10 protein-coding genes and 1 pseudogene are annotated in these 11,380 nt (G+C 67.6%); 1 reads left to right on the top strand and 10 read right to left on the bottom strand.

Translation table 11 applies throughout. The features are described 5' to 3' along the window. Positions 1-126: 126 nt before the first annotated feature. From ACZ4QV_RS42100 to ACZ4QV_RS42065, 8 genes are all read right to left on the bottom strand, one after another. On the bottom strand, positions 127-1,059 hold the full coding sequence (locus tag ACZ4QV_RS42100) for a LysR family transcriptional regulator (protein ID WP_361160733.1): 933 nt from the start codon (positions 1,057-1,059) through the stop codon (positions 127-129). Positions 1,060-1,933: 874 nt separating this feature from the next. Then, positions 1,934-2,074, bottom strand: coding sequence for a hypothetical protein (locus ACZ4QV_RS42095; RefSeq protein ID WP_467764526.1), 141 nt, complete (start codon positions 2,072-2,074; stop codon positions 1,934-1,936). A 216-nt stretch (positions 2,075-2,290) separates the two neighbouring features. After that, a complete protein-coding gene (locus tag ACZ4QV_RS42090; protein ID WP_467764525.1) occupies positions 2,291-2,434 on the bottom strand; it encodes a winged helix-turn-helix domain-containing protein in 144 nt (47 codons plus the stop codon). Between the two features lie 475 nt (positions 2,435-2,909). Continuing rightward, positions 2,910-4,058, bottom strand: a complete 1,149-nt coding sequence (locus ACZ4QV_RS42085; protein ID WP_361160739.1) for an LLM class flavin-dependent oxidoreductase — start codon at positions 4,056-4,058, stop codon at positions 2,910-2,912. 40 nt (positions 4,059-4,098) lie between these two features. Next, a complete protein-coding gene (locus ACZ4QV_RS42080) occupies positions 4,099-5,268 on the bottom strand; it encodes an SfnB family sulfur acquisition oxidoreductase (protein WP_467764528.1) in 1,170 nt (389 codons plus the stop codon). 112 nt (positions 5,269-5,380) lie between these two features. Beyond that, a complete protein-coding gene (gene ssuE, locus ACZ4QV_RS42075) occupies positions 5,381-5,935 on the bottom strand; it encodes an NADPH-dependent FMN reductase (RefSeq protein WP_361160742.1) in 555 nt (184 codons plus the stop codon). Between the two features lie 67 nt (positions 5,936-6,002). Next, positions 6,003-7,139: a dimethylsulfone monooxygenase SfnG gene (gene sfnG, locus ACZ4QV_RS42070; RefSeq protein ID WP_361160745.1), complete on the bottom strand. Its 1,137-nt coding sequence runs from the start codon at positions 7,137-7,139 to the stop codon at positions 6,003-6,005. Positions 7,140-7,404: 265 nt separating this feature from the next. After that, on the bottom strand, positions 7,405-7,491 hold the full coding sequence (locus ACZ4QV_RS42065; protein ID WP_467764527.1) for a putative leader peptide: 87 nt from the start codon (positions 7,489-7,491) through the stop codon (positions 7,405-7,407). A 701-nt stretch (positions 7,492-8,192) separates the two neighbouring features. Here ACZ4QV_RS42065 and ACZ4QV_RS42060 point away from each other — a divergent pair. Continuing rightward, the gene (locus ACZ4QV_RS42060; RefSeq protein WP_467764524.1) at positions 8,193-9,806 is read left to right on the top strand and encodes an ISL3 family transposase; all 1,614 of its coding nucleotides are present in this window, start codon (positions 8,193-8,195) and stop codon (positions 9,804-9,806) included. Between the two features lie 448 nt (positions 9,807-10,254). Here ACZ4QV_RS42060 and ACZ4QV_RS42055 read toward each other — a convergent pair. Continuing rightward, positions 10,255-10,819: pseudogene (locus tag ACZ4QV_RS42055) on the bottom strand (ISKra4 family transposase); the annotation flags it as partial. A gap of 206 nt (positions 10,820-11,025) precedes the next feature. Next, positions 11,026-11,151 (bottom strand): hypothetical protein, encoded by a 126-nt coding sequence (locus tag ACZ4QV_RS42050; protein WP_467764523.1) that lies wholly within the window; start codon positions 11,149-11,151, stop codon positions 11,026-11,028. Between the last annotated feature and the right edge of the window lie 229 nt (positions 11,152-11,380).

Raw genomic sequence — 11,380 nt, 5'->3', positions numbered from 1 at the left:
GAGATGCCAGTGAACAGCGGATGCGCCAACACCGAACGATCAGTCGAACCCCTCACCAACAGAGCATGCCCACCCACAATCACGCACCAACTCGTAAGAGACGGTCTGCAGGGGGCGACGAAGACCTCATCGTTCTTCTTTCCTTCGCGTGGGCAGGTTTTCGCGTCGTCTTTCGGCTTGGCGTACAAGGGTGCTGTGCAGGTCGTGCACGGCTGTGCGTGCCGTGTGTGCGTGGCGTTGTTGCAGCATGACGCGGAATTCGGTGTTGTCGTCGGCGAGGGGGCGGTAGGTGATGGTGCCGCTTCGCTCCAGTGGGTCGCCGTGCACGCTGTAGTCAGGTAGGACGGTGGCGCCGAGCCCTTCTGCGACCATGAGTTTGCCCATTTCGGCGCCCTCGGCCGAGTAAGAGAAGGGCGGTGTGCTGCCGCTGAGAAGGCAGTGGATGTAACGGTGCATGACGTAGCCGGCTCGCATCGTGATCAGCGGGTGGGCCAGCAGGTCGGCGACGGTGACTGCTTTGAGTGCGGCCAGAGGACTGTCCTGACGGATGCATACAACGGGTCGTCCACGCAGCAGCTCAGTAGTGTGCAGGTCAGGCGGGAGGTCGTCATCGAGTAGGTAGCTGACGATTCCAAGATCCAATCCGCCCTCGATGAGGTCTTGTTGGATGCCGTCGTGCCGGTCAGCGACAACTTCCACCTGGGTCGATGGGTGGGTGGTGCGGAACTCGCGGATGGCTGGTGTCAGGAGGGCGACGGTGGCCGCGTTGACCGTGCCCAGCCGTAGCCTGCGGTTGGTGTGGGGCTGTTCGTCGGCTGCTTGGCGCAGACGGTCGACTGCGCCAAGCACCGCGGTGATGTGCGGCAGCAGTTCCAGCCCTTCGCGACTGATTTCGGCTCCCGAGCGTTTGCGCTCCATGAGCTCCACTCCAAGTTCGCGCTCCAGTTTGCGCAGCGTCTGGCCCAACGCTGGCTGAGACATATATAGCGACTCTGCAGCACGGCGCAGCGACCCGAGTCGTTTGACTGCCATCAGATATTCCAATTGTTCTACACGCATGGCAAGATGCCTCCGGCCCACATCGTAAGCTGTTCGCAAGGGATGGCGAGGTGAGAGTTATTCCCTACCACCATATCTGAAGTTCGAGGTAGGTCTCGATTGAAATTCTCTCGCGTGCAGCTTGAGCGAGGCTCGTTTGAACTGGCGCAGCGCTGGCTGTCCGCGCGGATAGGGGCGAAGGCCCACTAGGCTCTGTCTGGAAGTCCCGTATTTTCAGGCCCTTGGTCCTCACCATTGAAACGTCAAGCCTTGTGACGTCGGGGTGAGGTAGACCAAATCCCCAGTGGAAGGGTGCTGTGCCCAACGCGGCGCAGGCGTCGATTCCATGGCGTGTACTTCTACCTCATTCCCTGCCGCTGACTCGATCTCCCGAACGCTTGTTCGTGCAGTTTTGATCTGGTCTGCCGCAGTTGGGACTCAGGATCGCCAAACTCATCTGGAATGTACGCCAGCTGTCATGGACCATGACGGGGCTGCATTGCTCACTTTGGAATCGGTACGAATGCAGTCGAGTGCACCACGGCACGAGCTCCATCCCAATCGCTCTTGAGGTTCAGCATCAGGGATGCCGTGACGAAATCCGGGACCATGCTGCAGCGCTCTGAGAAGAGCTGACGACTGGTGGTAAACCCTGCCACGGGCCCGACCGGCTGATTGTTAGCGGCCTGGCCTCCTTCTTGTTCGCGAGCTCGGCTCATCAGCTAGGTGCAGCATCAGTGAAGGGGGCACAGTCGTGTGGATCATCTTTCATCCGGCCATGCCTAAGCGCATTGCCGCTGCGTTATCGGTGTCATCGGTGTCGAGTTCATGGTGCGTGGATGACGATGGCGTCGGTCGGGGGTCTGGTGGGCTGCAGCTAGGTGTTGCGTTCTATCTATTTGGGCCGATAGTTGGACATCTGGCGTTTGACGACACGGGGCCGGCTGCGAATCCGTCGGGGCGGCAGGAGCCGGGCGAGAAGGTCGTCCCGGAGCTGCGCGAGGGCGGCGACCAGCAGCTCAGGGGGAAAGGACATCCGGTGTGGTGGTGGCCGCTGGCCGGGGCGGTAACAGGCCGAAGCGGCGATCGAAAATCGGTGCTGGGAACGTCCCCGGAGCCGGATGAGCGGCATATGCCGCGCCGGGCCCAGATGCGGCGTGTGGGCGGCGTCACCGAGAAGCCGACCTCGTCGTCGAAGCGCAGCCAGGCCCCGCGCGCCGCCGCACCGCTTAGGCTGCGGGCCACGTGCCCTTCACCCAGCCAGCCAGCGCATCCGAATCGCGTCCGGCGGCCGGCGGGCCGGCACCTGGTGGGACCAGCCGGGCCGCCTGAGCATCTTCGTGATGCCCGAGAGGGCGAAGCTCTTGTGGAACCGGCGTCCGATGAGCGTGCGCATCCGTGCGTGCCAGGGTCCAGGTCTGGACCGGCCAGCCATGTGCCACCGGCCCCCAGACCAGTTCCTGCTCCAGCACCGCGAAGAGGACCCCGTTCAGCCCCGGCCGGGCTGGCTGGCCCCTGCGAGCACAGACCCCGTCGCCCCGTGGCTTCCCAGGCCTGGTGCCACCGCTGCACCGAGCAGACGCTGACCCGCAGCCGCTTCGAGATCACGTCATTGCCCTGCCCGGCGGCGAACACCCTGCCGCTTCCACCCAAATGCGCTCGCGAGAACGCCCGCCGCTCAGCGGTCAGGCCACCGCCTCGCGGATATCTCATGACTCCGGCGTACTGCGACGATCACCAGACGTCAGCCCTCACGACACCACCCGGACAACGTCAGTAACTGGCCCTCTCCCGCGACGCGACGGCCCGTGCCGGAGACTCAGCGAGGAGCGGTACCCCGACGACCTGGGGGCCGGTCGGCCCGGAGCCGCTCATCCCCGTCCCGCGAACGGGATCTGCACGTCAGTCTCCGTCTCCGTTTCCCCCGGCCGCCGCCACAACTTCTCCTTCGCCAAGCGAGGCAGCACACCCTCCCCGAACCAGTACGCCTCCTCGACGTGCGGGTGGCCGGACAGGACGAACTCTTCGATGCCGAGCTGCCGGTACTCGACGATCCGCTCTGCCACCTCAGCGTGGCTGCCCACCAGGGCGGTGCCCGCGCCGCCGCGGACCAGCCCGATGCCCGCCCAGAGGTTGGGCGCGACCTCCAGCCCGTCCGTGCTGCCGCCGTGCAGCGCCAGCATCCGCCGCTGGCCCTCGGACTCGCTGCGGGCCAGCCCTTCCTGCACGGCGCGGATCGCCTCCGGCGCGAAGCCGTCCAGCAGGCGGCGCGCCTCCGCCCATGCCTGGTCGGCGGTGTCCCGTGTGATCACGTGCAGCCGTATCCCGAAGCGCACCGTGCGCCCGGCGTCGGCGGCCAGCTTCCGTATCCAGGTGATCTTCTCGGCCACCTGCGCGGGCGGCTCGCCCCAGGTCAGGTACACGTCGCTGAAGCGGGCGGCGACTTCCCCCGCCGCTGCCGAGGACCCGCCGAAGTAGACGGGTGGTACGGGGTCGGGGACGCGGGCCAGCCGCGCCTGCTCGACCCGCAGGTGCTCCCCGGCGAAGTCGACGGTCCGCCCCTGCCACAGGTCCCGCACGATGCCGAGGAACTCGCCGGTGCGGGCGTAGCGGGCTTCCTTGTCGAGGAAGTCGCCGTACGCGCGCTGCTCGTGGCTCTCGCCGCCGGTGACGATGTTGAGGAGCAGCCGGCCGGGTGCGTGCCGCTGGAAGGTGGCCGCCATCTGGGCGGCGAGTGTGGGCGCGATGACGCCGGGCCGCAGGGCGATCAGGAATTTCAGGCGCTCGGTCTCCCGGGCGAGCATCGCCGTGGTCAGCCAGGCGTCCTCGCACCAGGCTCCGGTGGGGGTCAGCGCGCCTTCGAAGCCGAGCTGCTCGGCGGCGCGGGCGATCTGGGTGAGGTAGCCGAGGGTGGCGGGGCGCTGCCCGCCCGCGGCTCCGGCGGGCAGGCCGTGGCCGCCGCCGACGATGTGCCGGCTGTCGCCGTAGGTCGGCAGGAACCAGTGGAACGTGAGGCTCACGAGGTCTCCGGAAGCAGGGGGAAGAACGGTGGAAATGGGGTCAGACGAGGCCGTGCCGGGGCGGCCTGGTGCCGTCGAGGACGTACCGGCCGAGGTGCTGCACCTTCCAGCGCACCGGGTCGTGCAGCGTGTGGGTCCGCGCATCACGCCAGTACCGGTGCAAGTTGAGCTCGTCCAAGGCGGCCCGGGTGCCGGCCACCTCGAAGAGCGCGCTCCCCGTGTCCACGGCCGTCTCCGCCGCATACGCCTTCGCCGCGGCGACCGCGATCGACGCTTCGGCGGCCGTGTCGTCGGTCAGGCGGGCGGTGGCGGTGTCCACGGCCCGTGCTGCGGCCTCCAGGAGAGCCCGTGCCGCCCGGACCCGCAGTTCGAGCCCGCCGAAGCGCTGGACGAGCAACGGGTCCTCGGCGGCCGTCTCGGAGCCGCTTTCGAACCAGGGGCGGCTCTTGGTCCGGACGAACCTCGCCGCTTCGGCCAGTGCTGCCCGGGCGATGCCGCTGTCGATGGCCGCGTGCAGCAACTGGGCGAAGGCACCGTGCAGTTGCGGCCCCTCGAAGGTCAGGTGATGCGGCAGGACGTGATCGGCCGGTACGACGACGCCCTCCAGGCGCACCGTGCCGCTGGCGGTTGTGCGCTGGCCCATGCCGTCCCAGTCGTCCACGACCATCATGCCGGGCGCGCCACGCGGTACGTACGCGACGTACAGCTTGTCCTCGGCGCCACGGGCCAGCACCGGAATCCAGTGGGCGAACAGGGCGCCCGTGGAGTAGTGCTTGGTCCCGGTCAGTACATGTCCGCCGATGCCGTCCGGCTCCAGGCGGGTGCGGATGTCCTGGGCGTGCTGGGTGCCCGCCTCCGCCTGCGCGTTGCCGAAGCGGCGCCCGGCCAGCACCTCGCGGAAGAAGAACTCCTGCTGGCCGGCGCTCCCTCGGGCGCGCAGGACGTTCACGTACACGAAGTGGCTCTGCGGGATCTGGGCGATGCTGGGGTCGGCGGTGGCCAGCAGCCGGAAGACCTCGGCCAGTGTTCCGGCGGTGACGTCGGCGCCGCCGTGCGCGCGTGGCACGGTGATGCCGAGAAGGCCGCTCGCTGAGAGCCGGCCGAGTTCCTCGCGCGGCAGCCGTCGCCGGGCGTCCCGTTCCGCCGCGCCGGGGCGGAAGGCGTCCGCCAGTCCGGCCGCGACGGCGAGCGCTTCGGCGTCGTCGGCGATGACGTGGGCGGAGTCGGGTGAGAGGTCGGGGGCGGTGCCGGGTGCGGGGTGGTCCGGATGCGCCGGTGGGGTGGGGGCGGAGCTGGTCACGGAGGTTCCTTACGGTGGTGGCTCAGCTCGCGGCGGCGAGCAGCGGGGTGCGGCCGAGGGCGCCGGAGAACTGGTCGAGTACCTGGTGGAGGGCTTCGGCGGTGCCGGTCTCGATACCGAGCGTGCCGTCCTCCTGTACGTCGAGGTGGCGGTCCAGGACGAACCAGCCCTGGACGATGTGCGCAGCGCCCATGGAAGAGAGCACCGGACGCAGCGCGTAGTCGATGGCCAGGACGTGGGCGGTGCTGCCGCCGGTGGCCAGCGGCAACACGGTCTTGCCCGCCAGCGCGTACTGGGGCAGCAGGTCGAGCAGCGACTTCAGGAGCCCGGAGTAGGCGGCCTTGTAGACGGGCGTACCGATGACCACCCCGTCGGCCTGCGCGAACAGCCGGACGGCACGGACGATGTCGGGGTGCTGGAAGTCGGCGCCGAGCAGCGCTTCGGCGGACAGGGTGCGGACGTCGAGCTCGATGACGCGGTGGCCTTCGGCGGTGAGCCTGCTGTCCAGGTGACGCAGCAGGTGGGCCGTACGGGAGGTGGCGGAGGGGCTTCCGGAGACGGACAGGACGGTGGACATGACGGTCACCTCGGGTCTAGGGGGGCAGCGGTACCAGGCGGGTCGGCCGACGCGGCGGGCGGGCCGGTCAGGGCACGGCCGGGGCCGGGGGCCGCGCCTGCTCGTCGGACGCTTGGGCCTCCAGCTCGCGTACGAGCGGCAGGACGCGCTTGCCGAAGTACTCGACCTCCTCCAGGTAGTGCAGGAAGCCGAGCAGGAAGAGGTCCACTCCGAGCCGCTTGTAGGCGACAATGCGTTCGGCGATCTGTTCCGGGGTGCCGATCAGCCCCGTACGGAATCCGTCGTTGTACTGGACGAGGTCCTCGAACGACGAGTCCTGCCACATGCCCTTGCCGTCGGCGGTGGAACGGCCCGCCTGCTTCACGGCCTTCCCGAAGCCGTGTACGGCCTCGGTGTCCGCCTTGGCGACGATCTCCCGCAGCACCTCGCGGGCCTCCGCCTCGGTGTCCCGCGCGATCAGAAAGCCGTTCAGCCCGAAGCGGGGCGCGGGTCGCCCGGCCGCCGCGGCCGAGGCCCGCACGTCGGTGAGCTGTTCGGTGACGCCGGCGAAGTCAATGCCGTTGCTGAAGTACCAGTCGGAGGCCCGTCCCGCCATGGCGCGCGCTGCGGTGGAGTTGCCGCCCTGGAAGATCTCCGGGTGCGGGCGTGACGGTGAGGCGACCGGCTTGGGCTTTAGCGAGAAGTCGCGGATTCGATAGAAGTCGCCGGCCAACCGCGCATGGTCCTCGGTCCAGATGCTACGCAGCGCGGTGATGAACTCCTCGGCTCGCCGGTAGCGTTCATCGTGCTCCAGCCAGGGCTCACCGAGTGCCGTGAATTCGCCCTTGAACCAGCCGCTGACCACGTTGACCGCGAACCGGCCGCCGGACAGCTGGTCTGCGGTGGCTCCGAGCTTGGCCAGCACGCCGGGGTTCCAGAGGCCGGGGAGGACGGCGGCGATGACCTTCAGCCGCTCGGTGGCGAGCAGCAGCGCGAGGCTGAAGGAGGTGGATTCGTGCTGGTACTCGGCTCCGTAACTGGCCATGTACCGGACCTGGGTGAGCGCGTAGTCAAAACCGTTGTTCTCGGCCAGGACAGCGAGTTCACGGTTGTAGTCGTAGCCCCAGTCGGTGCGCTGCTCGACGGTGCTGGTGACCAGGCCACCACTGACGTTGGGCACCCAGTAGGCGAAACGCAGCGGATCGGAGAGGGAAGAGTCGGGCATGAGGTACTCCCAGTGGGTCTGTGAGGGCGGAGCCAGCGCCCCTATGGGCACACGGCCGCTCCACGGAAAGATCAAGCGAATACGGCACCTGTCCACATAAGCCCCGCATGCCTCCGGGATCGGAGAATCGGCGCACGAAAGCAGTGGACGGGCCAAGCCTTGAGGCAACCCTTCCGAAGGTGAGGCAGAGGGATTGCGGCAGGCAATGGGCGAGCCAGGAAAAAATAAGCCAGGTGGCTCGGGAGAAGCAGGGCCAGAGACTTCGCTACCGGCCGACGCGCCGACACAGAGCGCTGGAGACGCGTACGAGGTCCACATGACGCCTTTGAGTGAGCCGTTCGGGCTTCTTCATCAACACGTCACCTCCTCGCAACGTTTGGACAGCGCGGGCGCCTCTGGTCGGCTGTTGCCCGCTACGTCTAGGACGAGCTTACCGAGGTTGCCCCCCAGGTCGGCAACTTATCCGCGAGACAGCGATAGGGTTCACCTTTCACCGCATGGGAGCCAGGAATGCACCGGGTCCCGTCCCCACGAGGATGCGAGGGTGTCCCCGCCACCACCACAGGTCGGGCCCGGACAGCCTTTGGAGCTGCTCGAGTGTCTGGCCGTCATCGTCGACGGTGGTGGCTCCGTAGTGGCCGTCCAGAGTTTTGACCCGCGGGGCCCAGAGCTGGACGCGATGTGCTCGTCCAGCAAAAGCCACGCATCATGCAACCCGTTTCGGCAGTAGAGGCCGTTGGTGTACTCGTAGATGTCGTTGCCGTAACCGCGCTCGATGACACTCACCAGAGCGGCCCACGCAAGCACTCTTTCAACGACCGTGAATGCCGTCCGCCAGCCGCGCTGGTGCAACGGCTCTCCCATCTCAGTCTCCGTAGCCGGAGTAATTGTCGCATTCTGCGGACGGCTTGGGTAGGCGGACAGGGTTGGGTTCGCGGTGAGTGGGTGGCGTCGTAATGGCGGTGGCTGTGGTTGATCTCCTGTCGGTGTGTAGTGGCCCATTCACCGAGGCTCACCATGGAGTCCAGGAGTGTTGTCCGCATACTCGTCTGAGTGGCTCCGGCAAGCATTTCGCAGACGGAGATCAGGGTGAGACTCTGGCTATTGGGATGCAAGTCAGCGGGCACCCTCCCCTTGCGTGACAACGAACTGCACGCGCTGTTACCGCACTTGGCGTCGGTGGTCGTCGACTCGGTGGATGCCACGGGCCCCACCGTGGTCATCCAGGCCCGCACTCACGGCGATGTGTCCGCGTGCTGTACGGGTTGTGGTGTCGTGAGCGACTGGGTCCACAGCCGCTATGTGCGCCACCTCGCCGATACCGCTCTTGGCGGCCGGCCTGTCCGCATCGACTTGAGCGTACGGCGCTTATACTGCGAGAACCCGACCTGCGTGAAGGTCACCTTCGCCGAGCAGATCGAGGGACTGACCGTGCGCTACCAGCGCCGCACGCCGTTACTTCAGCACCTGGTGGAGATTCTCGGCATTGTCCTGGCCGGCCGCGGCGGTACGAGGTTGCTGTGCATCCTGAACACGACGCTGTCGCGCACGAGTGTGCTGTTCCATCTGATGAGAGTGCCACTCCCGACCGCGATCACACCGCGGGTGCTTGGCGTGGACGACTTCGCCCTATACGCGGGCACCTACGGGACCCTGCTGGTCAACGTCGGCACCCGGCTCCCGGTCACCCTGTGGGAGGGCCGCGACGCCCAGACCCTCAGCACCTGGCTCAGCGAGAACCCCGGCGTGGAGATCGTGTGCCGGGACGGCTCGCCCTCCTACCGGCAGGGCATCACCGCCGGCGCACCGGACGCGCTGCAGGTCAGCGACCGCTTTCATTTGTGGCAGGGACTGTCCAGGCGGGTACGGGAGATAGCCACCGCACACCGGAGCTGCTTGCCCGCCGCGACGCCCGATCCCGAACCTGTCATCTCTGAGCCTGTGGAGGCCAGGGATCCAGAGGCGGCCGATACGCCTGCCAGACGACACGCGAAGCGACTGTTCGAAGCGGTGCACGCGGTGACCGACACCGCCCGCGGCCGCAGCTACCACTCCATCGCCCGCGAACTCGGATTGAACCGGCGCACCGTCCGCAAGTACGCGCGGGCCACCACCTGGCAGGAGTGCGTCCGGCGTCACTACCCGCGCAGGCCCACACCGCTCGACCCGTATCTCGGCTATCTGCGCCAACGCTGGGAGGAGGGCGAGCACAATGCCTTCGTCCTCCACCAGGAGATCGCCGCCAAGGGCTACCGGGGCCACTACCAGCAGGTGAAGCTCGCTGTTCAGCACCTGCGTCGTGGGCTCCCCTTGGAAGAAGTGCACGAACGGGCAGCCACACCGCGAGAAGTCGCCCGCTGGATCGCCACCGCCCCTGACCAGCGTGGCCTTCACGTCCGTGAGCGGCTCTGCCGCCTCCTGGAACACTGCCCGGAACTACAGCACACTCACGAGCTGGTCCGCGAGTTCGACACCATGCTCGACGCCCAGGATGCCGCCCTGCTGCCCGCCTGGCTCGACCGGCTCACCGCCTCCGGCCTCCCGGCCCTGGCCAGCCTGGCCAAGTCCATCCGCGAAGACGAGGCAGCAGTCGTGCAGGGGATCACCACATGCTTCAGCTCGGGAGTCAACGAAGGGCGCATCACCGACGTGAAGCTCCAGAAGTGAATCGTGGGAGGGCGAGCCGGTATCCCCCTGCTCCGGCAACGAGTCGTTCTGATCGCCCACCTCCGCCGCCGCTGCCCACGCTCCAACCCACCTACCTCGCCCTGATCTCCGTCTACGAAATTCTTGCCGGAGCCACTCAGACGAGTACGCGGACAACTCGCTCCTTCCGTCCCCGCAACTTTCCCAGGTCCGGGCCGCGGGACAGCGGGCGGCCCTGTGCGCTCACTGGTTACCGCTGGGCCGGGCCAGTGAACTGGCGCCGCAGGCGGTTGCGGGCCAGGGCCTGGGCAACGGGCCAGTTGGTCGCGGTGTTCTCCAGGCTCCCGTGGGCGATGTGCAGGGCGTGCCGCAGTCCCAGCAGGGTGTGGAGGCTGGCGTTATCGCACCGGGTGACGGTGGACAGGTCCAGTCGTAGATGGGTGCGGATCCTTTGAAGTGATGGTTGGGATCAAGCGGTGAGGCTGTACTTCTGCTGGTCAGGGTTGGGGTAGAAACGTTGGTGTTCGCGGGCTGCGTGGAAGATCCAGTAGTCGTCGAAGCCGCCGTTCGTGATCAGTGCGCGGAGTTGGAGGACGGCTTCGGCGCCGGTCAGGCCCCAGCGGGCGCCGGTGATGTCGAGGCGGTCGGCGATCAGGCGCCTGCAGGCGCCTTCGACGGCGCCGGTGGCGATCGGCCAGCCGTTGTTCAGGGCGGTGTCGTAGTGGAGTTGATCGAGATGGCCGGTGAGGTAGCGGGCGCAGGTGGCGACGGCGTCGCGCCGGGTGGCGGACAGCTGTTCGGCCTCGGCCTGGGCGGTCATCTCCTGGGCTGCGTGTCCGGCGAGGATCGCGGTGAGTTTGTCCGCGGCCCAGGTCTCGGCCTCGCGGCTGCGGACCGGGTGGAAGGCGTGCGCGGCCGACCAAGTGTACGTCGGCGACGTGCACGAAGTCGAGCAGATTATGCAGGTGGGTGCCGCGACGGGCGGCTTCGCTCTGGATCAGGTCGAGCTGGTTGCGGGCGCCGTCGACGAGCACGCAGTTCGCCCGACACTTGGAACAGGCTGGCGTGCGCACCGACGAGGCCGCCGTCCCGCAGCCGCACGGTCACCGTAAAGCAGCTGGTCACACTCGGATAAGTGATCACGCCGCCGGCGCCACCTCCCTGACCTGACCCTCCGTGACCGTCGCGCGGTCGGGTGCCATCACGCCGCTCACCGCCGCGACCCCGCGCCGACGGGCCCCTAAGCCTGGGCCACGGTGCCGAGGCCGAGTTGCAGGGCCAGTAGTGCTGTCGGCAGGCCCACGGCGCACACCACGGCGCCCCTGCCCCTTCGAGCCGTCGTCCCGACGACCGGCTGTTCGTTCACCGTGCTCAGGCTAGATGATCACTCAAGGAAGGTCATTTTGTTGCGGCCGCATTGCGAGTCCTACAGCGATGTTGCTGGTTCAACGACAACGTTGCGAGCTCATGGCGGAACCGGTCACAGCCTGGCGTGACCGCTTACTGAGGTTGTCTGCGCGTTGTCGTGAGTGCGAGTCTGGTTGCGGTGAGGCAGCTGTCGATGAGGTTGCTTCGGTACTGGAGTTGGCGGAGGC

The sequence above is a fragment of the Streptomyces sp. NPDC026394 genome (assembly GCF_055567735.1).
The sequence above is the reverse complement of the archived record's forward strand: the minus strand, read 5'-3'. Positions and strand labels throughout refer to the sequence as shown.

Bases quoted from the DNA above. Each gene is read 5' to 3' on its own strand.
- ACZ4QV_RS42100 (WP_361160733.1), bottom strand. From the start codon at position 1,059: ATGCGTGTAGAACAATTGGAATATCTGATGGCAGTCAAACGACTCGGG.
- ACZ4QV_RS42095 (WP_467764526.1), bottom strand. From the start codon at position 2,074: ATGTCCTTTCCCCCTGAGCTGCTGGTCGCCGCCCTCGCGCAGCTCCGG.
- ACZ4QV_RS42090 (WP_467764525.1), bottom strand. From the start codon at position 2,434: ATGCGCACGCTCATCGGACGCCGGTTCCACAAGAGCTTCGCCCTCTCG.
- ssuE (WP_361160742.1), bottom strand. From the start codon at position 5,935: ATGTCCACCGTCCTGTCCGTCTCCGGAAGCCCCTCCGCCACCTCCCGT.
- sfnG (WP_361160745.1), bottom strand. From the start codon at position 7,139: ATGCCCGACTCTTCCCTCTCCGATCCGCTGCGTTTCGCCTACTGGGTG.
- ACZ4QV_RS42065 (WP_467764527.1), bottom strand. From the start codon at position 7,491: ATGAAGAAGCCCGAACGGCTCACTCAAAGGCGTCATGTGGACCTCGTA.